The organism is Pseudoxanthobacter sp. M-2 (assembly GCF_046156265.1).
GTDB lineage: Bacteria > Pseudomonadota > Alphaproteobacteria > Rhizobiales > Segnochrobactraceae > CAMDHY01.
In genome coordinates this window covers 1,130,915-1,151,607 of sequence record NZ_JAWDIR010000011.1, presented here as the reverse complement: position 1 = coordinate 1,151,607, position 20,693 = coordinate 1,130,915, and the positions used below count along the sequence as shown (strand labels likewise).

21 protein-coding genes are annotated in these 20,693 nt (G+C 70.9%); 7 read left to right on the top strand and 14 right to left on the bottom strand.

Annotation, left to right across the window (positions count from 1 at the left end; translation table 11 throughout):
- Positions 1–2 precede the first annotated feature (2 nt).
- The gene (locus RUR49_RS10315) at positions 3–1,361 is read right to left on the bottom strand and encodes a DUF1800 family protein (protein WP_409146269.1); all 1,359 of its coding nucleotides are present in this window, start codon (positions 1,359–1,361) and stop codon (positions 3–5) included.
- 184 nt (positions 1,362–1,545) lie between these two features.
- Between RUR49_RS10315 and RUR49_RS10310 the strand changes: the two genes are divergently transcribed.
- Positions 1,546–2,727, top strand: a complete 1,182-nt coding sequence (locus tag RUR49_RS10310; RefSeq protein WP_409146268.1) for a CaiB/BaiF CoA transferase family protein — start codon at positions 1,546–1,548, stop codon at positions 2,725–2,727.
- 7 nt (positions 2,728–2,734) lie between these two features.
- Here the strand turns inward: RUR49_RS10310 and RUR49_RS10305 are convergent, their stop codons facing one another.
- Positions 2,735–3,391, bottom strand: coding sequence for a glutathione S-transferase family protein (locus RUR49_RS10305; RefSeq protein ID WP_409146267.1), 657 nt, complete (start codon positions 3,389–3,391; stop codon positions 2,735–2,737).
- 189 nt (positions 3,392–3,580) lie between these two features.
- On the opposite strand from RUR49_RS10305, the gene RUR49_RS10300 reads away from it, so the two are divergent.
- Together RUR49_RS10300 and RUR49_RS10295 are read left to right on the top strand one after the other, a co-directional pair.
- On the top strand, positions 3,581–4,798 hold the full coding sequence (locus RUR49_RS10300) for a polyhydroxyalkanoate depolymerase (RefSeq protein ID WP_409146266.1): 1,218 nt from the start codon (positions 3,581–3,583) through the stop codon (positions 4,796–4,798).
- Between the two features lie 25 nt (positions 4,799–4,823).
- Complete coding sequence (locus RUR49_RS10295) at positions 4,824–5,744, top strand: hypothetical protein (protein ID WP_409146265.1); 921 nt, start codon at positions 4,824–4,826, stop codon at positions 5,742–5,744.
- A 4-nt stretch (positions 5,745–5,748) separates the two neighbouring features.
- Here the strand turns inward: RUR49_RS10295 and RUR49_RS10290 are convergent, their stop codons facing one another.
- Positions 5,749–6,621 carry a MurR/RpiR family transcriptional regulator gene (locus tag RUR49_RS10290; RefSeq protein WP_409146264.1) on the bottom strand — a complete coding sequence of 291 codons (873 nt, stop codon included), beginning with the start codon at positions 6,619–6,621 and terminating at the stop codon, positions 5,749–5,751.
- Between the two features lie 157 nt (positions 6,622–6,778).
- On the opposite strand from RUR49_RS10290, the gene RUR49_RS10285 reads away from it, so the two are divergent.
- Both RUR49_RS10285 and RUR49_RS10280 read left to right on the top strand, forming a co-directional pair.
- The gene (locus tag RUR49_RS10285; RefSeq protein WP_409146263.1) at positions 6,779–7,963 is read left to right on the top strand and encodes an iron-containing alcohol dehydrogenase; all 1,185 of its coding nucleotides are present in this window, start codon (positions 6,779–6,781) and stop codon (positions 7,961–7,963) included.
- Between the two features lie 11 nt (positions 7,964–7,974).
- A complete protein-coding gene (locus RUR49_RS10280; protein ID WP_409146262.1) occupies positions 7,975–8,841 on the top strand; it encodes a type 1 glutamine amidotransferase in 867 nt (288 codons plus the stop codon).
- A gap of 60 nt (positions 8,842–8,901) precedes the next feature.
- On the opposite strand, the gene RUR49_RS10275 is transcribed toward RUR49_RS10280, so the two are convergent.
- Genes RUR49_RS10275 through RUR49_RS10225 form a run of 11 tightly spaced genes read right to left on the bottom strand, consistent with a single transcriptional unit; the run spans position 8,902 to position 17,513 of the window.
- Positions 8,902–9,360, bottom strand: a complete 459-nt coding sequence (locus RUR49_RS10275; RefSeq protein ID WP_409146261.1) for a hypothetical protein — start codon at positions 9,358–9,360, stop codon at positions 8,902–8,904.
- Positions 9,360–9,905, bottom strand: a complete 546-nt coding sequence (locus tag RUR49_RS10270) for a hypothetical protein (RefSeq protein ID WP_409146260.1) — start codon at positions 9,903–9,905, stop codon at positions 9,360–9,362. Before RUR49_RS10270 ends, RUR49_RS10275 begins: the two co-directional genes overlap by 1 nt.
- The gene (gene gspM / locus RUR49_RS10265; protein ID WP_409146259.1) at positions 9,902–10,498 is read right to left on the bottom strand and encodes a type II secretion system protein GspM; all 597 of its coding nucleotides are present in this window, start codon (positions 10,496–10,498) and stop codon (positions 9,902–9,904) included. Before gspM ends, RUR49_RS10270 begins: the two co-directional genes overlap by 4 nt.
- Positions 10,495–11,538: a PilN domain-containing protein gene (locus RUR49_RS10260; protein ID WP_409146258.1), complete on the bottom strand. Its 1,044-nt coding sequence runs from the start codon at positions 11,536–11,538 to the stop codon at positions 10,495–10,497. Before RUR49_RS10260 ends, gspM begins: the two co-directional genes overlap by 4 nt.
- Before the next feature lie 14 nt (positions 11,539–11,552).
- Positions 11,553–12,470, bottom strand: a complete 918-nt coding sequence (locus tag RUR49_RS10255) for a general secretion pathway protein GspK (RefSeq protein ID WP_409146257.1) — start codon at positions 12,468–12,470, stop codon at positions 11,553–11,555.
- A 5-nt stretch (positions 12,471–12,475) separates the two neighbouring features.
- Positions 12,476–13,201 (bottom strand): type II secretion system protein J, encoded by a 726-nt coding sequence (locus RUR49_RS10250; RefSeq protein WP_409146256.1) that lies wholly within the window; start codon positions 13,199–13,201, stop codon positions 12,476–12,478.
- Positions 13,191–13,634: a type II secretion system protein J gene (locus RUR49_RS10245; RefSeq protein ID WP_409146255.1), complete on the bottom strand. Its 444-nt coding sequence runs from the start codon at positions 13,632–13,634 to the stop codon at positions 13,191–13,193. The genes RUR49_RS10250 and RUR49_RS10245 overlap by 11 nt, the downstream gene beginning before the upstream one ends.
- Position 13,635: 1 nt before the next feature.
- Entirely contained in the window at positions 13,636–14,103 is a 468-nt protein-coding gene (locus RUR49_RS10240; protein ID WP_409146254.1) for a GspH/FimT family pseudopilin, read from the bottom strand.
- 28 nt (positions 14,104–14,131) lie between these two features.
- Positions 14,132–14,575, bottom strand: coding sequence for a type II secretion system major pseudopilin GspG (gene gspG, locus RUR49_RS10235; protein WP_409146253.1), 444 nt, complete (start codon positions 14,573–14,575; stop codon positions 14,132–14,134).
- 45 nt (positions 14,576–14,620) lie between these two features.
- Complete coding sequence (locus RUR49_RS10230) at positions 14,621–15,826, bottom strand: type II secretion system F family protein (protein ID WP_409146252.1); 1,206 nt, start codon at positions 15,824–15,826, stop codon at positions 14,621–14,623.
- Position 15,827: 1 nt separating this feature from the next.
- Positions 15,828–17,513, bottom strand: coding sequence for a GspE/PulE family protein (locus RUR49_RS10225; protein WP_409146251.1), 1,686 nt, complete (start codon positions 17,511–17,513; stop codon positions 15,828–15,830).
- A gap of 241 nt (positions 17,514–17,754) precedes the next feature.
- On the opposite strand from RUR49_RS10225, the gene gspD reads away from it, so the two are divergent.
- Positions 17,755–19,965: a type II secretion system secretin GspD gene (gene gspD / locus RUR49_RS10220; RefSeq protein ID WP_409146250.1), complete on the top strand. Its 2,211-nt coding sequence runs from the start codon at positions 17,755–17,757 to the stop codon at positions 19,963–19,965.
- A gap of 165 nt (positions 19,966–20,130) precedes the next feature.
- Entirely contained in the window at positions 20,131–20,682 is a 552-nt protein-coding gene (locus tag RUR49_RS10215; protein ID WP_409146249.1) for a prepilin peptidase, read from the top strand.
- Positions 20,683–20,693 lie beyond the last annotated feature (11 nt).

Here is a 20,693-nt window from a genome sequence, read left to right as displayed (position 1 = left end):
CGTCACCTCCGCTGGAATTCGGGCAGCATCAACAGGAGCGTCATCGCCGCGCGATTGTCCGCCGGCTTGCGCAGCGCGACCTTCGAGGGCTGCGACAGCGCGCTGTCGAAGAGGTCGCGCGCAAGGTCGCCCGCCACGGGCCAGTCGTCCTTCCGGAACATGTCGACGAACAGGAGCGATGTATCGAGCCGGACGCGCATCGCATCCGGGTTCAGCCACGCCGCCGTCTCGTCGGGATAGCCATCGGGCGGGCCATACTCCCACGGCAGGTTGTCGAGGGCCTGCATCGGCTCGGTGAAGGTCCAGATGTCGTCGTTGTTGGGGACATCCGTACCGGTGGCACGGTACTGCGCGAGGGCGAGCTCGTAGGGGGTCCGCAGCTTCTTCAGCGGCAGCGACCACGCCTCCGGCAGCTCGACGAGCGCCCGCGTCGTCGCCCCGAGATCACCGCCCGAGGAGAGGAACGCGTCGGCGACGGGCGCCACCATCGCCTCGGTCGGCTCGTCGGTGAGGAAGTGCAGGACGAGCTTGAAGGCGAGGTGCTCAGCTGTCTTCGGATGCACGGCGAGGTCGCGCATCACCGCCTCGCCCTGCTCCTGGCCGGACGCCGGATAGCGCTTGCCCATCAGCTCGATGCCGCCCGGCTCATGCCAGTCGGCCCGGAAGATGAACTGGCCGCGGTTCTCGTCATTACCGCCGTTCCACTCGTTGTCGGCCTCCCACCCGCGCACGTAGGACCAGCCGGTCAGGATGCGGGCGAACGCCGTGACGTCGCCTTCCGTGTAGCCGCTGCCGGCGCCCATCGTGTGCAATTCGAGCACCTCGCGGGCGAGGTTCTCGTTGAAGCCGGCGCCCCACGACTTGCCGATCGGCGAGCGCGGGCCGATCGAATCGTCGTTGTCGAGGTAGGCGATCATCGCCGGGTGGCGCATGACGCCGAGCAGCATGTCGGTGAAGGAGCCGAGCACGTTCGGGCGGATGACGTCGCGCTCGAGCTGGCCGATGGTGCCGAGGATCACCTGATCCTTCCACACCGTCATCGAGAAGTGGTTGCTCCAGAAGGTCACCAGCCGCTCGAGCAGGCCGATCTCCGGCTTCAGCGCCTGCACGAGCCGCGCCCGCCGCTCCTGATGGAAGACCTCGTAGGGCCGGTCGAAGTCACGCTGGCTGACGGCGCACGCCTTGCGGTAGTTCGGCAACGCGCCGGAGGTGATCAAGGCTGATTGCGGCCGCGACAGTTCGTCGAGCACCGCCGCCTTTGCGTCTTCGCCGATACGCTGCGGACCGCCGGGCTTCGGGCCGAGGCCGAAGCGTTGAAATGCGATCCGCGCCTGCCGCGCGGCCGCCTCTTCGAGTGCCATGGAGATCGCCCCTCTCCGAGTGACCGGACAGCGTCCGGCCATGCGCCCCCGTCCCGGTCCGATGCGTAGCATGGCCGGGCTTTCGCGGGGCTTCACTGTTCGGGGATGGGTGAAAACACTGAATTGATCGGCTAAGGGTGCGCCGGCCCCAACTTTGCCGCCTTCACCCGAGGAAGAGTGCTCCATGACGCCACCCCTCGCCGGCCTCCGCGTTCTCGAGCTCGCCCGGATCCTCGCCGGGCCCTGGGCCGGGCAGACGCTCGCCGACCTCGGCGCCGACGTCGTCAAGGTGGAGCGCCCGGACGTCGGCGACGACACGCGCACCTGGGGCCCGCCCTTCGTCGCGGGCACCGATGGCGATCTCGGCGCCGCGTATTTCCATTCGACGAACCGCGGCAAGCGCTCGATCGCCGTCGATTTCGAGACCGACGAGGGTCGCGAGATCGTCCGCCGTCTCGCGGCGCAGGCGGACGTGCTGATCGAGAACTTCAAGGTCGGCGGCCTCGCCCGCTTCGGGCTCGACTACGCCTCTCTGAAGGCGATCAACCCGCGGCTGATCTATTGCTCGATCACCGGTTTCGGCCAGGACGGGCCCTACGCCAAGCGGGCAGGCTACGACTACATGATCCAGGCGATGGGCGGTTTGATGGACCTCACCGGCGCGCCTGACGGCGAGCCGATGAAGGTGGGCGTCGCGGTCGCCGACATCTTCACCGGCGTCTATTCCGTCGTCGGCATCCTCGCCGCCCTGCAGCGCCGGGCGGTAACGGGCGAAGGCGGCCATGTCGACATGAGCCTGCTCGACACCCAGACGGCCGTGCTCGCGAACCAGGCGATGAACTACCTCGCCTCCGGCAAGGCGCCGCGCCGGCTCGGTAACGCCCACCCGAACCTCGTGCCCTACCAAGTGTTCGCGGTCGCGGACGGCCACCTCGTCGTCGCCGTCGGCAACGACGGGCAGTTCCGCAAGCTCTGCGGGCTGCTCGGCCGACCAGAGCTCGCCGACGAGCCCGACTTCCGCACCAACCCCGGCCGCGTCTCCAACCGCGAGCGGCTGGTGCCGATCGTCGCCGAGCTCATCGCTCCGTGGACGCGCGACGCGTTGCTCGCCGGACTGGAGGCCGCCGGTGTGCCTGCCGGCCCGATCAACTCGGTGGCCGACGTCTTCGACGATCCGCAGGTGCGCCATCGCGGCATGCAGGTGAGCCTCGCCGACGAAGCTGCGGCCGGCGGCACCATCCCCGGCGTGCGCACGCCCGTCATCCTCGACGGCGTCGGCCAGGTGGCGCCGCGCGGCAGCCCGGCGCTCGGCGCCCACACGGACGAGATCCTCGCCGAGATCGGCTGGACGACCCCCACCGCCTGAGGCCGGCTCAGAACTCGACGTCGAGTTCTTCCAGTTCGTCCGGCTCCAGCTTCGCGGCCTCGGCCCACGCGACGACGTCCGGCAGCGCCAGGATACGCGCGACATAGGCCTTGCAGGCCTTGTCGAGCTTCACGTCGTAGGTCGAGAAGCGGAAGCAGACCGGCGCGTACATGGCGTCCGCCAGCGACGGCGCCGCGCCGAACAGGAACGGCCCGCCGTGGGTGTCGAGGCATTCCCGCCAGATCGCCACGATGCGGTCGACGTCGGCCTGGGCGCCGGCCCAGACCTTGAAGCCCTTGTGGTGGGCCTTGATGTTCATCGGCAGCGCCGAGCGCAGCGCAGAGAAGCCCGAGTGCATCTCGCCGCAGATCGAGCGGCAGCGCGTCCGCGCGGCGAGATCCTTCGGCAGCAGTGGCGAGCCCGGGAAGCGCTCGTTGAGGTACTCGGCGATCGCCAGCGTGTCCCAGACGGTGATGCCCTCGTGGCGCAGGCATGGCACCAGGAAGGACGGCGACAGCAGCAGCAGTTCCGCCCGCGTCGACGGGTCGTCGTGGCCCTGCAGGATCTCGTCAAAGTCGAGGCCCGCCATCCGGCAGATCAGCCAGCCGCGGAGCGACCAGGATGAGTAGTTCTTGCTGCTGATCGTCAGCGTGGCCTTCGCCATAGCCCGCATGCCCCCTCGCCGACGTCGGTGCCGATTTGGCCGTACCGAGGCCCCGTCGCGGACCGGCCGATGCAAGCGCCGCGCCGGTCCCGCCGTCGCAACGACTATCTCGCACTGCAGCAGAATATGCACTAGCCTTCCCGTGCCGGGCGGCAGGGACATCGTGCCGCCGGCACGGGGGCCGCGGGGATGATCTACCAGTCCTATCAGGCACGCAGCGACGCCCTGCGTCCGCTGCGCGCCTCGGCGGCGCTCGCTGCCGCCTCGATGCGTGGGCCGTGGGGCGCGTGGGCGAACCTCCTGCCCGTCGCAAACGCCATCGCCGCCTGCGAGCTGTTCGCCCAGACACGCGTCACCCACACCCGCCCGGCCTTCGGCATCGCGGCCACCACCGTCGGCAACCGCACGGTGCCGGTCACCGAGGAGGTCGCCGCCCGCACGCCGTTCGCGACGCTGCTGCACTTCGCCAAGGACGTCGACACGCCGCAGCCGCGCATGCTCGTGGTCGCGCCGCTGTCGGGCCACTTCGCGACGCTGTTGCGTAACACCATCGAGGTGCTGCTGCCCGACAACGACGTCTACGTCACCGACTGGCACAACGCCCGCGACGTGCCGTTGTCGGCGGGTCCCTTCGGCTTTGACGAGTATGTCGACCATGTCATCGGCTTCCTCGAGGCGATCGGTCCCGGTGCCCATCTCATCGCCGTCTGCCAGCCGTGCGTGCATGCGCTCGCGGCCGTGGCCGTCATGGCCGAGGACGACAACCCGGCGCAGCCACGCTCGATGACCCTGATGGCCGGGCCGGTCGACACCCGCGTTAGCCCGTCGGAGGTGAACAAGCTCGCCACCGGCAAGCCGATCGAGTGGTTCGAGCGCAATCTCATCGCCACCGTGCCGGCCTGCCACCAGGGGGCGGGCCGGCGGGTCTATCCGGGCTTCGTGCAGCTGACGGCGTTCATGAGCATGAACGCCGATCGCCACCTCAACGCGCATGTCGACCTGTTCCACCGGATGGTGGCCGGCGACACCGAGAAGGTCGAGCAGGTGCGCGCCTTCTACGACGAGTACTTCGCCGTCCTCGACCTCGCTGCGGAGTTCTTTCTCGAGACGGTGAAGCTCGTGTTCCAGGACGCGGCCCTCGCGAAGGGCACGCTCGAGTGGCGTGGCCGGCGCGTCGACCCGAAGGCGATCCGGCGCACGGCGCTTTTGACGGTCGAAGGCGAGCGCGACGACATCTGCTCCGTCGGCCAGACGCTTGCCGCCCACGACCTCTGTTCGAGCCTGCGCCCCTATCGCAAGCGCCACCATTTGCAGGCGGGCGTCGGCCACTACGGCGTGTTCAGCGGGCGGCGATGGGCCGGGCAGATCTATCCGCTCGTCCGCAACCTCGTGCTATCGAGCGACTGACGCCGCCCGAGCGCGAGGCCCTCCCTTGTCGATCGCAACCCTCGTCCGGGACGGCCTGCTGCCGGAGCCGCCGGGCATTGAGCCCGCGCCGACCACACCCTCGACGGCGCTCGCCTTCGCCTTCGACGCCGGCTACCGCCTGCCCTTCAAGGTCATGCTCGCCTCGCTCGCCAAGGCCGGCACCCTCACTGACCTGCCGATCTTCGTCTATTCGACCGACGCGACGCTTCTCGACGACCCCTTCGTGCGGGCGGCGACGGACCGCTTCTTCCTCGTCACCGGGGGGTTCGCGGAGGAACTCGAGCGCCTCGCCGCCGAGCGCGTCCGCCGGCCGGAGCGGGCCGACTGGAACCGCGGCACGTTCCTGAAGTGGGCGGTCTTCCAGCCCGCCGGCGTCGACCAGATGCTCTTCCTCGACGCCGACATGATCGCGCTCGGGCCCGTCGAGCCGCTGCTGATCCGCGCGCCGGATGCCCACGTCGTCGGTGGGCCGCAGTTTTCCCGCTCGCTCGCCCGCGAGGAGGCAGGCCCCGTGCCGCCGGCGATCCTCGCCGAGCGACTCGAAGGACTGGTGACGGGGACGGCGCCGCTGCCGAGCCGCCTCAACAGCGGCGTGATGCTGCTGCGCCGGCCGGTGCTCGACGACGATTTCCGCCGCGCGCTCGTCGATCACGCCTCACGGATCGTGTGCGTCAACGAGCAGTCGCACCTGACGGCGTTCTTCGCCAGGCGGCCGGGCACGCTCGCCCTGATCGAGGCTGCCTGGAACTTCCACGAGAGCTACCTGAAGCGCCTGCCGCAGCCGGCCGCCGACGGCATCCTCGCGCACGTCCGCATCCTGCACTATCCCGGCGCCCAGAAACCCTGGCTCGACCTCGACCGGCCGGCCCGGCGCGGCTCGATGGCGCTCTGGCGGGAGGCCGCTGCCTGGGCGGGGCTCTCCTGACGCCTCACAGCGTCGGGTCGATCATCCGCGCCCGCAGCTGCTCGAGGCGCGCCAGCCGCTCCGCCGCCTCCTCGCCGATCAGGTCGGTGGTGCGCGCCATCAGCGCCTCGGACAGCGCCAGCAGCGCCGAGAGGGAATCCCAGGCGCCGCGGCTCTTCACGGGGGCGATCAGGGAGTGCGAGGCGAACCGGCAGCCGGGCGCCATCGGATCGTCGGTGAACAGCACGATGGTGGCGCGCTGGTCGGCGGCGGCGGCGAGGAAGCGCAGCACGTCGGCCTGGTAGCGGCGGATGTCGTAGGCGACGATAACCGTGCGCCGGCCGACGTCGATCAGCCGGTCCGACCAGGCGACCGTCGGGCCGGTGATCTCGTGCACGTCCTCGCGGACGATCGACAGGTGCCGCACCAGCAGCCCGGCGAGCGAGTGCGTGAAGCGACCGCCGATGACCGCGACCGTGCGCTTGCGGTCGGCGAGCGCCACCGCGGCCGCCTCGAACTCGGTGCGCAGCACGCCGCCGAAGGTGCCCTCGACATTGCGGCAGACCTGCCGCCCGAAGGCGTCGAGCCAGTCGCTGTCCGCCGCCACCGGCCCGGTCGCGGCAAGGCGGGCGAGCGGCGTCTGGGCGCCGGTAGCGAGTTCGCGCCGGAGCGCGTCCTGCAGGTCGCGGTAGCCCTCGAAGCCGAGGCGGGCGGTGAGGCGCAGCACCGTCTGCGGGCTGACGCCGGCCGCCCGCGCCACCCGCGCCAGCGAATCGAGCCCGGCCACGGGATAGTGCGCCCGCAGGTGCAGCGCGGCGCGACGCTCCTGGGAGGCGAGGTGCGGCAGGACCGCCTCGAGCCGGTCGGCGACGGAGCCCTGCGGCGCTGACGTGAGCATGTGGACGTCCCCTCCCCGACCCTGTGCCGCAGGCCGGATCAATCGATCCATATTGACTCCATCTCGCCGCCGAAGGAACGTTCCTTCCGCATTCAGAGCGCCGCAGCGGCGCGTCAGATTCGTCCTTCAGTCCGTCTCGATCCCGAGGGTCCCTCGCATGTCCGTTCCCCCTGCCCTGCCCACGCTCAAGGGATCCTGGAACTACCCGACCCGCGTGCTGTTCGGGCCCGGCCGCATCGCCGAGTTGGCGGACGCCTGCAAGACGGCCGGCATCGCCAAGCCGCTGCTCGTCACCGACAAGGGTCTCGAGAACGCCCCGATCACCCATCGCGCGATGGAGATCATGAAGGCCGCGGGTCTCGCACCCGGCCTGTTCGCCGAGGTGAAGGGCAACCCGACCTCGAAGAACCTCGACGACGGCATCGCCGCCTTCCGGGCCGGTGGTTACGACGGCGTCGTCGCCTTCGGCGGCGGCTCGGGCCTCGATGTCGGCAAGACGGTCGCCTTCATGGCCGGCCAGACCCGGCCCGTGTGGGACTTCGAGGACGTCGGCGACTGGTGGACGCGCGCCGATCCTGCCGGCATCCGTCCGATCGTTGCCGTGCCGACGACGGCCGGCACCGGCTCGGAAGTCGGCCGCGCCACCGTCATCACCAACGAGACGACCCACGAGAAGAAGATCATCTTCCACCCTCTGATGCTGCCGAAGGTGGTGATCGCGGATCCGGAACTGACGATCGGCCTGCCGAGAAACCTGACCGTCTGGACGGGTTTCGACGCTCTCGCCCACTGCCTCGAGGCCTACTGCGCCCCCGGTTTCCACCCGATGGCCGACGGCATCGCTCTGGAAGGCCTGCGCTTGATCGACCACTACCTGCCGAAGGCCGCCGCCGACGGCACCGACATCGAGGCGCGGTCGGCGATGCTCGCCGCCGCGGCGATGGGCGCCACCGCCTTCCAGAAGGGCCTCGGCGCGGTCCACTCGGTCTCGCATCCGGTCGGCGCCTTCTACGACACCCACCACGGCCTGACGAACGCGGTGATGCTGCCCTACGTGGTCGCCCACAACCGGCCGGCCATCGAGGCGCGCATGGAAATCCTCTCGCGCGTCCTGCAGCTGCCGACGGCAGGTGTCGACGGCGTCGTGGCCTGGCTCCTGAAGCTCCGCAGCGACCTCGGGGTGCCGCACACGCTGGCCGATCTCGGCGTCGGTGACGACCGCCTGAAGGAGCTCGCCGCCGCGGCGGAGCGCGATCCCTCGACGGGCAGCAACCCCGTCGCGATGACCGCCGCCGACTTCGAGCTGCTCATCACCGACGCGCTGCATGGCGCTGTCGGATAAGGAGAATTCCGATGGCCCGGCTTCGCCTCCTGGTCGCCGACGGCAACATCGCCGAAGTCCGTGAGCGGGTCGCGCGCCTGACCGGCTCTACCCCCTCGCAGGCCTATGCGGCGGTGTTGGGCGAGATCGCGCCCGACGCGACGGTGGACGTTGTCATGCCGGCCGACCCCGGCGCCAACATTCCCGATGCCGGCGGCCTCGCCGGCTATGACGGCGTCGCCATCACCGGCTCGGCGCTCAACGTCCACAAGATGGACCCGCCGTCGGTGGCGCAGGTCGAGTTCGCCCGTGCCGTCTTCGAGGCGGGGGTGCCCTTCTTCGGCTCGTGCTGGGGGCTGCAGGTCGCGACCGTCGCGGCCGGCGGCACCGTGCGCATCAACCCGAAGGGCCGCGAGGTCGCCTTCGCCCGCAAGATCTCGCTCACCGCCGAGGGGGCCGACCATCCGCTCCACGCCGGCCGGCCGGCCGTCTTCGACGCGCCGGCCGTGCACATGGACGAGGTCGGCGAGCGCCCGCCGGGCATGGTGGTGACCGCGACGAACGCCGTCTCGGACGTGCAGGCAGCCACCATCCAGCATGGCGCCGGGACGTTCTGGGGCGTGCAGTACCACCCCGAATATTCGCTCACCGACGTCGCCGGCGTCATCGAGCGCTACCGGCCGATCCTCATCGCCGAGGGGCTGGCCGCCGACGACGAGGCGGTGACGTCGATGCTCGCCGATCTGCGGACGCTGGCCGCCGCGCCCGACCGCCGCGACCTCGCCTGGCGCTATGGCCTCGACCGCGACGTGCTCGATCGCGATACGCGCACGATCGAGCTGAAGAACTGGATCGAGCATCAGGTGCGGCCGGCGGCGTCTGCGCGCGGCCGGGGCTGAGGCGGCCGGTCGGGTGCAGGCACGGGCCGGCGGACCGACGCACAACGGCCGCCGATCGCTTCAGTAGATGCGACGCGCCGGCGCGGGCGGTCCTCCGCCCTCGCCGAGCTTCCCCGGCAAGACCGCTTCGGACGGTCCACCATCCGTGTCGTCCGCCGGCTCGGCCGGCGAGGCCTCGGCGATGCTCGGCCTCTCCCCCTCCGCGAGGAAATGCACCTCCACCGCGCCGTCCCGCCAGGCGACGAAGAAGTCGGCCGAGGGGGCGAGCGCCTTCAGGACCTCGGTGATGCTGCCGCGGTAGACACCCGAGACCAGCGCTTCCGGCATGTCGTCCGGCGGCTCGATGGTGCTGCCCACCGCCTCCGCGACGGCGACGATGACGTCCTCGACGGCCGCCTCCCTCGCGTCGACGGTGAGATCGTGGGCATCACCTGTCACGGTGACCTCCGCGAAGGCCGGGACGGACCCGAGGACGCCGGCGAGCCAGGCGGCGGCAAACAGCACCCGCAGCGCCGCCATCAGTAGTCCTCGTCGTCGTCGGTGGTCTCGGCCGAGAGCACGACGGTATGTTCCTGCGCGCCGTGGCGGAAAACGACGGAACGGGGTGCCACCGAGACGAGCGTCCAGTCGGAGAAACTCTGGCCTTCGCGCAGCCGCACGACCTCGTCCTCGACCTCGTCGTGCAGCATGGCGATGCGAAGCGTGCCGCTGATGACGACGCCGGCGAGGCGGACCTGCGGCGGCGTGGCGTCCGGCACGTCGGCCACTTCGGGCTCCGGCTCCGGCTCGGGCTCTTCCTCGACCACCTCCGGCTCCGGCTCGACGCCGCGCCGATCCGGCGAGAACAGCGGCCGGTCGCGGGTCGCCGCGAGCAGGTCGAGGGTGAGCCATGGGAACGGCGTCGGCCGTGGCGCGTCCGCCTGCGGCTCGATCTCGGGAATCGGTTCGCCCGTCGCGTCGACCAGCACGAAGGTCTGAGCCTGCGCCTCCGGGCTCGTCGGGCAGAGCGCGGCGAGCGCAAGCGCCAGCAGCGGCGCGGTGAGAACGAACCGCGCCACCGTCACGTGCCGCCCTCCGGCGCCGTCGACGACTCGGCTGTCGCCGGCGCCGGCGCGCGCCAGAAGCCCGAGACCACCAGCCCGACCCGCAGGCGCTCGTCGTCGACGCGGCCACCCGCTTCCGTCGGCACCAGCGTCAGCGCATCGACGACGGCGAAGGGCACGCCGCTTTCGAGCGTGAACAGCGCTTGCTGCACGGCCGCGATGTCGCCCTCGAAGGCAATCGACACGACGATCCGCCGCGTCGCCTCGATGCCGTCGACGATGCGCACGACCTCGGCAGTGGCGACATCGCCGCCCGCATCCTCGACAGCACGGGTGACGATCTCCTGCAGGCCGTTGGCGGCGACAGCCTCGGTCTCGCCGGCAAGGCGGGCCGTCTCCGGGGGAATGGCGATGCCGCCGTCTGCTGCACGCGTCGGCAGCGGCCGGCGGCGCAGCGTCTCCAGGATGTCGGCCTTGGTCGTCGCCTCGACGTCGAGAGCGCCGAGGACGGTCGTGCCCATCCATGCGACGCTCGCGAGCACAAGAACGAGCACCAGCACGCCGACGCCGGCGGCGGCGAGCTGCGCCCGTGGCACGCGGTCGCCGGGCGTCACGGTGCCGGCTCCAGTTCCGGCACGACGGCGGCCTCGATGTGGAAGCGGTCGCCGCCAGCGATGCGGATGGTCGGCGCGAAGAACGAGGCCCCGTCGAAGGCCGAGGAGCCCTCGAGCAGAGGCACAAGGTCGGCGACGGACTTCGAGACGCCGATGAGGCGGACGCGCCCGTCTTCAAGCCGGAAGTCCGACAAATAGGCGTCGTCCGGCAGCACGCGCGACAGTGATTCCATCACCACGACGGCGATCGGGCTCTGGCGCTTCAGCTGGTCGAGTGTCGTCGGCGGGCCGGAGGGCCGGCCGGCGGCATCGGCCGCGCTGCGCAGCAGGGCGCGGCGGTCGGCGGTGGCGGCGTCGATCTCGGCGATGCGGCCGGTGAGGTCGTACCACCGCACCGTCGACCAGACGGCGTCGACGGCGGCGAGCAGCGCCAGCGCGGCGAGGATGCCGGCGGCGGCGGTGCGGGCGTGGCGCCAGGTCCTGGCGTCGCTCTCGCCGAGTGCCACCGGGATCGGCCGCGCGTCCGGGCCGGTGCCGACGACGGCAATGCTCTTTGCCCGGCAACGGGCGGCGATCGCCAGCGGCGCGGCCAGAGCCCGCCGGCTCGTCGCCGTCACCGTGACGGCGATGCGGCCCTCCGGCGCCGGGGCGATGTCGAGGGCGTAGATCACGTCGGCCGCCCGCCACGGCACGAAGCGGTCGAGCTGGTGGCGGACGACGCCGTCGATGAACGGACGGCTCTCGGCTGGAAGCGGATCGAGGCGGTGGACGACGACACCACCGGGGGGCGCGATGATCTCGAACCGGCCACCAGCCAGCGACTTCTCGGCGCCGGCCGGGAGAAGGTCGATGTCGCCGGACGCAGTGCGCGTTGCGGAGGCGATCGGCCGGTCGCCATCACGGCCTGCCACACCGATGACCCAGCGTCCCTCGAGGAGGCGCAGCGTCAGGCGCTTGCCACCGGCGAACATGCCGACGGCGGCCAGCAGCAACGCCGCCAGCCCGTCGATCCAACCGTTGATCCAGGTCCGGACGCGCATACCCCACCGACCCGTCAAGGCCCGTCGCCGGCGAGGACCTCGTCCAGCATGTATAGCACCCGGTAGGGCCGCATGTCGTCTTCGCGGTCGACGATGAGGGCGACGAACCGCCTCGGGCGGCCGCGCGCCGGCGTCACCGTGATGGTGGCGCGCCAGCCGGGCGCCGGGTCCTGGCTGACGTATTCGTCCGAAGCGCCGAGTTGCAGAACGGCGAGTTCGCTGTCGGGCAGACCCGTCTGGCGTTCCTCCAGGAAGGATTCGATCCGCGAGGCGGACGTGCCGGGCAGCGCCTGCAGCACGACGGGGTCGGCGACGAACGGGTCGACGAGGCCGAACGGATTGCCGACCGTCACGTAGGGAAGCGCTCGCTGCACGAGAGCCGGCGGCATGTCGAGCACGGAGGCGAGCTCGAGCGGGTGGACGAAGGGTCCGTTGCGGGGCGCCGCGAGGCCGGAACCACGGTAGGCGCCCACCTCGGCGCCGCCCTCGCGCACATCGTCGTCGGGGTCCCGCCAGTCGACGATGCGGGCCGCGATGGCGTCCGCCCTCTCCCCCTCCTCACCGAGCGCGCGGAACAGGCCGGCGAACAGTTCCTCCGGCGCCCCGTTGAGGTCGATGCGGCCGCGCTCGTTGACGACGTCGATGCTGACCGTCGCGTCATCCAGGGCGACCGTACGGGTGCCGGCGCCGAGCATCTCGAGCTCGCCGGAGCGCAGCATCAGGCCGGCGAGTTCCAGGCCGGCCCGCGCAGCGACGAAGGCGCGCTCGCTCTGCACCGCGGCGGAAAGGTCGCGCGCGGTGCCGCCGACGACGCGGCCGACGACGGAGGCGAGCACGGCGATCATGCCCAGCATGACGAGCACGACGAGGAGAGCCGAGCCGGTGCGGGAGTTCGGAGCGGGACGTGCGTTGAAAGGGTGGCGGGCGGTCATCGGCCCTAGTCCGGCGGTGGTGTTGGGTCGCCGTTGTCCTGATCCGACTCGTCGCCGTCCTCGTCGCAGAAGTCGGGCGGCTCGTCGGTGATGCAGGCGGCGGAGAGGTCGGCCGGCACGAAGTAGGACAGCGGCAGCGGCAGCAGTGGGCCGGTCGGCGTCAGGATCGTCAGTTCGACGCGGGCGGGCATGTCGCGGCGGTCCTGCCAGTCCGCGACCTTGGTGCCATCGGCGGCGACGTAGTCGAAGCGATACTGGTACGGCCCGGTCAGAAGGGTGACCGGGTCGCGGAAGCCACTCGCCGTCGGCGCGGCGTCGCGCAGCGGGGCGCGGCGCCGGACGATCGCCTGGCCCGCCGGGCCGTCCTGCTCGATACCGAAGGAGACGAGCTCGATGCCGCCCCGTCCGGGGCCGAAACCGGTCGCCGTGGCGAAGACGACGTAGCCCGGTCCGCCCCGGAAGATCATGCTGGTCTGGTCTCCGCGCGTCAGCGTCATCGGCACCACCGACAACAGGTCGCGGGCGATGCGGTCGTTGCCGCGCGTCAGCATGTCGACGAGTTCGGCCGTGCGCGCGCCCCTGCCCCAGCCGAGGATGAGCTGGCTCGCGAAAGGCGCGAACGTCACGACCAGAAGCACGGTGATCGCAAGCGCGACGAGCACCTCGAGCAGCGAGAAGCCGGCGCGCCGTCCAGCCGGTCCGCCTCGGCGACGGGGCGCGTCACGGCGCATCGCCGTCTCCGCTGGCGCGCGCGAGGCGCACCGTCTCGAGCCGCACCGTTCCGCCCCGCGGTCCGGTGACGACGACCCGCAGGCGCATCGGCACCGGCGGCGGCGTCGCCGATTCGTCCTCGCCGAGGTCCTCCGCCGGCGCCTCGATCGGTGGCGTCATGGGGGCGAGCATTTGCGCCATCGACGTCGCCTCCAGCTGCCAGGCGTACGCTCCGGCAGCGCCGACCGTCGTGCCCGGCGCCAATGCCGCCCCGCTCGGCACCGCATCCAGCACCGCCCGCGCGACCGCCCAGGTGTCGACTTGCTCGCGCACGCGCGCGGCTTCGCTGCGGACGCCGGCGAAGAAGCGCACCAGCGCCGTCGAGATGATGATCGCGACGATCAGCGCGACCATCACCTCGATCAGGGTGAAGCCGCGCCGGGAGGGCGCCACCCTACGTCCGCTCCGGTCCGACCACATCCACCCATCCCGTCAGCCAGTTGACGCGGATCCGGAAGCTCCGTCCGCCCTTGGCGAGCCGGACGACGCCACCGCAGGAGCTGCCATCCGGGTTGAAGGTGATCTGATAGCGCCGGTCGCCGAGCGAACAGGGGGTCGCGGTGGTGACCTCGAAGGTGAGGTCACGCGGCACCTTGACCGTGCGCCCCCTGGCGTCGCTGACGGTGCGTCCGTCAAGGTCGATCACTGTTCCGACGCGCTGCCCGTCGCGGACCGCGCCGGTGCGATCGGCGCGTAGCATCGTCGCCACGTCCATGACGGTGGCGGCCAGTCCCGCCGACGACGTGCCGCGCGGGATCGCCGGCCAGATGATGGCGGCGGCGAGCAGCACGATGGCAAGCGCCAGCGCCATGTCGAGCAGCAGGAAGCCGCTGCGGCGGCCGGCGGACCGTTCCCCGGTCACCACGGCCTGTTGCCCCGATGGGTCGCGATCAGCGCGTCCAGGACGTGACGTCGGCGTTGCTCCCCTCACCGCCATCGCGCCCGTCGGCGCCGAGCGAAACGATGTCGTAGTTTCCGTGCTGCCCGGGCGAGCGATAGACGTACGGGTTGCCCCACGGGTCGGCCGGCACGCTGCGGTCCCGCAGATAGGGGCCGTTCCAGGTGTCCACGCCCGGCGGGCGCTGCGCCAGGGCGGCGAGGCCCTCGGCAGAGGTCGGGTAGCGCCCGGCGTCGATGTAGAACAGGTCGAGGGCGTTCGAGAAGCTCTCGATCTGCAGCCGCGCCGTCTTCTCGCGGGCATCGGTGAGGTAGTTGAGCACCCGCGGCCCCACCAGCCCCATGATGAGGCCGATGATGACGAGCACGACGAGCATCTCGACGAGCGTGAAGCCGGCGCGCGCGGCGGCGACCACGGTTCCCGTGGGCGACGTCACGCTCGCTTCGACGTCCGGTGTCCGCTGGAACGGCATAGGCACTCCCTAAAGCGCGATCTGGTTGATGCTGAGCAGCGTCGACATGATCGAGACGATCAATGATCCCACGACGACACTGATGACGACGATGGCCGCCGGGCCGACGATCGCCGCCAGCCGGTCCAGTCGTTCGCCGAGTTTTCCCTCGTAGAAATCGGCGCAGCGCCGCGCCACCGTCGCGAGTTCCCCCGATTCCTCACCCACCCGTAGCATGCGCGCCGCCAGCGGCGGAACGAGGGCAGTTTCGGTCAGGCAGTCGACGAGGCGTCCGCCGCGCCGCACCTTGTCGAGAACCACCGATATCGGCTCGGCGTCGGCACCCGCTGTGTCGGCCATCACTTTCAGGGCGTCGGTCAAAGTCACGCCGTTCGCGAGCAGCGTGCCGAGGCCGCGGCAGATGATGGCGGTGCGCCGGAGTTCCACCACGCCGCGGATGCCGGGCAGCTTGCCGAGGCCGCGCACCAGCCGGTTGCGCAGGGACCGCGTCCGCAGCGCCACGAAGAGGAGAAGGGCGAGGCCGGCGAGCACGCCGAGCAGGAGGTCGCCGTTCTCCGTCAGCCACGTCGACAGCCCGAGTACGACCGAGACGAACGGGTCCGGCTCGGTGCCGAAGTCGGCGATGACGCCGGCGAACTGCGGCACGACGAAGAGCAGGAAGAACACCAGTACCGCCACGGCGACGATCAGCAGGAAGGCCGGGTAGCGCAGGGCCCCCGCGACCTTGGCGGCGACGCGCTCCTGGCGGGCGCGGTCGTCGGCGACGGCCTCGAGCACGGTTTCGAGCCCGCCGGCCGCCTCGGCGACCCTGACCATCGCGATCACTTCCGTCGGGATCGATTCCGGATGGGCGGCGAGCGCCTCCGCGAAGCCGGAGCCGGAGCCGATCGCGGTGCGCAGATCGGTGAGGAGCCGCGACGCCGCCGGCTTGACGTCATCGCCGAGCAGCTTCAGGGCGTCGTCGAGCGGCAGGCCGGCCTTCAGCAGCAGCGCGAGATCACGGATCAGCACCGTCACTTCTTTGGGGTTCAGGCGGCCGATCGAGAAGTAGCGCCGCCAGCCGGCCCCGCGCGGGGCGGCCCGCTCCTTCGTCTCCAGCGGGATATAGCCGAGGTCGACGAGATGGGCGGCAGCGGCGGGGACCGAGTCCGCCTGCAACTCGCCGGAGACGAAGCGCCCGTCGGCGTCGAGCGCCTTGTAGCTGAAGACACCCAACTCAGCGGCTCGCTGTGACGCGCAGGATCTCGTCGTAGGAGGTCAGCCCCTCGCGGACCTTGCGGATGCCGTCCTCCGTCAGCGTCGTCATGCCTTCCTGACGCGCCGTCTCCTCGATCACTCGCTCGCTCGCACCCTCGACGACAAGTTTGTGGATCGCCTCGCTGATCGGCAGGATCTCGAAGACCGCGCGGCGGCCGATGTAGCCGGTGCCGGCGCACCGCTCGCAGCCGACCGGCTCGTAGAGCATGTCGCCGGGCGAGAAGCCGAGCGCGACGAAGCGACGGTCCTTGCCGTGCCGCTCCGCCGACAGCGGCTCCATCCGCTTGCAGTCCGGGCAGAGGATGCGCACGAGGCGCTGGGCGACGATCAGCCGGAGGCTGGCGGCGAGCAGGAACGGCTCGACGCCGAGATCGACCAGGCGGGTGATGGCGGCGGCCGCGGTGTTGGTGTGCAGCGTCGTCAGCACCAGATGGCCGGTGAGCGAGGCCTGGATGCCGATGCGCGCGGTCTCGCCGTCGCGCATCTCGCCGACCATGATGACGTCCGGGTCCTGGCGGAGGAAGGCGCGCAGCGCGTTGACGAAGGTGAGCCCGATCGCCGGCTTCACCTGCGTCTGGCTGACCCCCTCGACCTCGTACTCGACGGGGTCCTCGATGGTGAGGATCTTGCGGGTCGAATCGTTCAGGCGGGCGAGCGTGGCGGCGAGGGTCGTCGTCTTGCCGCTGCCGGTCGGCCCGGTGACCACGACCATGCCGTGCGGCGCCTCGAGTTCCTCGGAGAACACCCGGAAGTCGCGCTCGGAGAAGCCGAGCCCGTCGAAGCCGACCAGCCGGCGGTCGCGCTCCAGAAGGCGCAGGATCGCCGCCTCGCCGTGCACCGTCGGCATCGTCGCGACGCGGATGTCGATCTCGCGCCCCGCCGCCTTGAAGCGGGCGCGGCCGTCCTGCGGCAGGCGGCGCTCGGCGATGTTGAGGCCGGAGAGGATCTTGACGCGCGACACGACGGCGCGGGCGAGATCGGGCGGAAAAGTCCGCATCGCCTGCAGGATGCCGTCGATGCGGATGCGGACCCGGAGCCCGGCCCTGACCGGCTCGAGATGGACGTCGGTGGCGCGCCGTTCGACCGCAGCCTCGAGAATCTCGTTCACCGCCCGCACGATCGGCGCGCCGCTCGCGAGATCGCGCAGGTTCTCGATCTCGACGTCCTCGCGCTCGCCGTCGCGGGGGGCGGCGGCGGTGCTGGCGTCCTCGGCACTGACACCGACGCGCTTCAGCGCGACATCGATCTCCTCGAACGAGGCGACCTCGAGCGTGCACGGGCGCTCGAGCGTCCAGCGCACCGTCTCGACGAGCGTCTCCTCGCTCGGATCGGCGAGCGCGAGCCTCGCTTCGCCCCCGGCGGACTCGTAGGGGTAGAGCGACCAGTCGCGCAGGAAGCGGCCGGAGAAGTGTTCCGCCAGGGGCTTGCCGGCGAGCATCGCGGCGAGCGTCGCGCGCGGCAGGCGATGATGCGCTGCAACCTCCTCGGCGAACTCCGCCGCCGGCAACCCCGACCGCTCCAGAAGCTCTCGATAGAAAGATTGGCGCCGCGCACCCGCACCGCCATCGACCTCGGGCGCCGCGACACCCGACAGGCCAAGCGCCTCCGCCAGTCCGGAGGCCGGCTTGTGTTTCACATCGCTCATCGAACGCGCGTCTTTCCGGATCCGATCACCGTCACAGCACGACTAAACGAAAACTGATCAAGTAAAACGCGTCATGGTTAACAAGACGACATGCCGAGTATTAAGGATTTGGTTACCACGTAGAACATTGACGTGTCAAGTTCAGCGCCGTATGATGCTTGCCTGCGCAGTATGGCGGCGAGAAAGTAGTGGCGTGTCGAAGGGCTGGGTTCACTGGCGGGGTTTGGCCTCCGCGGCGTTGATGGCTGCTGCCCTCGTGGGCTGTGCCGGCACGGCCACGGACGGCAACCAGGAGCCGCCGACCTTCCTCGACGGCGTCATGTCCATGGACCTCGCCGCGCGCAAGCAGGAGCCTGTGCGGGGCATCGCTCGCAGCGGCCGCGACGGCCCGGTGCCGCAGGGAGAGATCTATCTCGGCAGCAGTGCAACCGGCTCGACGGCGGAGCGCCCGACGATCTCCTCGGGTGTCGGCGCCGCGCCCGCCGGTGGCGATGCCTTCGATCTCAATTTCGAGAATGCCGACGTCACCACGGTGGCGAAGGTGCTGCTCGGCGACGTCCTCAGGGTCGACTACCTTGTCGATCCCCGCGTCGAGGGGACGATCAGCCTCTCGTCCGCCAAGCCGATCGCCCGCAAGGACATCCTGCCGCTCCTCGAAAACGCCCTGCAGCTGAACGGCGCCGTGGTGGCGCGTCAGGGCGACGTCTATCAGATCGTGCTCGCCTCGGAGGCGGCCGGATCCGGCTCGGTCGACGTCGGCTCGCGCCGCGTCAGCCCCGGCTACGGGCTGACGGTGCTGCCGCTGGAGAACGTCTCCGCCGATACCGTGATGAAGCTCGTCGAGGGCTTCGGCGCGCGCGCCGGCACCGTTCGGGTGGACCCGACCCGCAACCTCCTCCTCGTCCAGGGCAGCGCCCCGGAGCGGCGGGCGATGATCGAGACGGCGCTCGCCTTCGACGTCGACTGGATGCGCGGTCAATCGGTGGGCGTCTTCCCGCTCAGCAACGCGACGCCGGAGGTGATGATCGCCGAGCTCAACCGCATCATGGACGCCGGCTCCGGCGGGCCGGGTGCCGGGCTCGTGCGCTTCCAGCCGGTCAGCCGCCTCAATGCGGTCCTGGCGATCTCGCAGTCGCCCAAATATGTCCAGCAGGTCGCCACCTGGGTCCGCCGCCTCGACCGCGCCGACCAGGAGAACACGCGGCTGCGCGTCTACCGGGTCCAGCACGGCGATGCGCGACGTATCGCGACGATCCTCAACACGGTGTTCACCGGCGGCGCCGGCTCCGGCGCGGGTGCCGACGACCTCGCCCAGCTCGCCCCCGGCACCGATTCGGTCAGCTCCGCCGCCCTGACGACGCAGCCGACGGCAGACGCTGAAGGTGGGCAGCAGTCCTCGCAGCAGTCGCGATCGGGCTCGCTGTTCGATCGCTCCGGCGCGTCTGAAGGCGACGATCCGACCGGCTCGGAGACGGGCTTCGGCGCCTCGTCGAACGCGCTCGCGGCCGGCGCCGACGCGACGGCCGGCGGTGGCACCGGCGAAGCGGTGCTACGCAACGTCCGCATCACCGCTGATGTCGGCAACAACTCGCTGCTGATCTACGCGGACCGCGCCAGCTGGCAGATTATCGAGCGGGCACTTGCCGACATCGACCGCCCGGGCCTGCAGGTGGCGATCGAGGCGACCATCGTCGAGGTGACGCTGAGCGGCAACCTGCAGTACGGCGTGCAGTTCTACCTGAAAAGCAAGGACTTCGGCCTGCCGGGCAACATCGGCAACATCGGCCTGTTCAACAAGGCGAACGAGCCGCCGCTGCAGCGCTCCACGCCGAACTTCGAGTTCGTGCTCGGGCCGAACAACAGCCCGCGCGCCATCATCGACGCGCTACGCACCGTCACCGACGTGAAGGTGCTGTCGTCGCCCTCGCTTGTCGTCTCCGACAACCAGGTGGCGACGCTTCAGGTGGGCAACGAGGTGCCGGTGACGACGCGCTCGGCGCAGTCCGTGCAGGACCCCGACGCACCGACGGTGAACGAGGTCGAGTACAAGAACACGGGCGTCATCCTGCGCGTCACGCCGCGCGTCAGCGCCAACGGCACCGTCAATCTCGAGGTCGAGCAGGAGATCTCCAACGTGCTGCGCAACGGCACCGAGGACAGCCTCACGCCGACGATCTCGCAGCGCCGGGTGAAGAGCGCCGTCTCCGTCACCAACGGCCAGACCGTCGTGCTGGCGGGGCTGATCCAGGAACAGATCGAGCGCACCAAGCAGGGCATCCCGATCATCATGGACCTGCCGGTGGTCGGCGATTTCGTCTCGACCCAGTCGAACCGCTCCGACCGCACCGAGCTCATCATCTTCATCAAGCCGCAGATCATCCGCGACAGCGTCGATGCCCAGCTCATCGCCGAGGAACTGCGCCTGAAGGTGATCGGCGGCGCCCGTCCGTGAGGGCGGCGTTGCCTTGACCGCCGTCATCGCACCGCGGCCGACCCCGTCGCCGCGACCGTGACCCGCCGCTCCCCCCTCCCCGTCATGCTCGCGGCCTTGGTCGCGGCCGCCTTCGCGTGGGCCGCCTTCGCGACAGGGTTCGCGCCGGGCACATTGGCGGCGGGCGTGCCGCCTTTCGCAGCCGTGTTCGCCGGCCTCGCCGCCTGGATCGCTGTCGCGGACCTGCGCACCTACGAGATTCCGGACGAGGCGAACATCGCCTTGCTCGTTGCCGGGCTCGCCTGGGCTGCCTTCGGAGCCCCACCGGCCAGCCTGCCACTGACGCCGGCGCTGGTGTTCGGCACGGCCGCCGACACGCCCGCCTGGGCGGGCCCTCTGTTCGGCGTGATCGACGGGCTCGCCCGCGCCGCGATCGCAGCCGGGACACTGCTCGCGGTGCGGACCTTCTACCGCCGGGCGCGCGGGATCGAGGGCCTCGGCCTCGGCGACATCAAGCTCGCCGGTGCCGTCGCGCCTTGGCTCGCCTGGCCGGACCTGCCGACGGCGCTGTTCGTGGCGGTGCTCTTCGCGCTGCTCGTCATCGTCGCCGCGTCGCTCGCGGCGCGACGACGCCTCGACATGGCTGCCTGGATTCCGTTCGGGGCCTTCCTGGCGCCGGCTGCGTGGCTCGTCTGGGCGCTGCGCGTCGGAGGGGTTCCGATACCCCTCCTCGGCTGACGTGGCGCTTC

What these genes read in the sequence shown, in the direction of transcription:
- RUR49_RS10315 (WP_409146269.1), bottom strand. Translation starts at nt 1,361, where the DNA reads ATGGCACTCGAAGAGGCGGCCGCGCGGCAGGCGCGGATCGCATTTCAA.
- RUR49_RS10310 (WP_409146268.1), top strand. Translation starts at nt 1,546, where the DNA reads ATGACGCCACCCCTCGCCGGCCTCCGCGTTCTCGAGCTCGCCCGGATC.
- RUR49_RS10305 (WP_409146267.1), bottom strand. Translation starts at nt 3,391, where the DNA reads ATGGCGAAGGCCACGCTGACGATCAGCAGCAAGAACTACTCATCCTGG.
- RUR49_RS10300 (WP_409146266.1), top strand. Translation starts at nt 3,581, where the DNA reads ATGATCTACCAGTCCTATCAGGCACGCAGCGACGCCCTGCGTCCGCTG.
- RUR49_RS10290 (WP_409146264.1), bottom strand. Translation starts at nt 6,621, where the DNA reads ATGCTCACGTCAGCGCCGCAGGGCTCCGTCGCCGACCGGCTCGAGGCG.
- RUR49_RS10285 (WP_409146263.1), top strand. Translation starts at nt 6,779, where the DNA reads ATGTCCGTTCCCCCTGCCCTGCCCACGCTCAAGGGATCCTGGAACTAC.
- RUR49_RS10280 (WP_409146262.1), top strand. Translation starts at nt 7,975, where the DNA reads ATGGCCCGGCTTCGCCTCCTGGTCGCCGACGGCAACATCGCCGAAGTC.
- RUR49_RS10275 (WP_409146261.1), bottom strand. Translation starts at nt 9,360, where the DNA reads ATGGCGGCGCTGCGGGTGCTGTTTGCCGCCGCCTGGCTCGCCGGCGTC.
- RUR49_RS10260 (WP_409146258.1), bottom strand. Translation starts at nt 11,538, where the DNA reads ATGCGCGTCCGGACCTGGATCAACGGTTGGATCGACGGGCTGGCGGCG.
- RUR49_RS10255 (WP_409146257.1), bottom strand. Translation starts at nt 12,470, where the DNA reads ATGACCGCCCGCCACCCTTTCAACGCACGTCCCGCTCCGAACTCCCGC.
- RUR49_RS10250 (WP_409146256.1), bottom strand. Translation starts at nt 13,201, where the DNA reads ATGCGCCGTGACGCGCCCCGTCGCCGAGGCGGACCGGCTGGACGGCGC.
- RUR49_RS10225 (WP_409146251.1), bottom strand. Translation starts at nt 17,513, where the DNA reads ATGAGCGATGTGAAACACAAGCCGGCCTCCGGACTGGCGGAGGCGCTT.
- gspD (WP_409146250.1), top strand. Translation starts at nt 17,755, where the DNA reads ATGGCTGCTGCCCTCGTGGGCTGTGCCGGCACGGCCACGGACGGCAAC.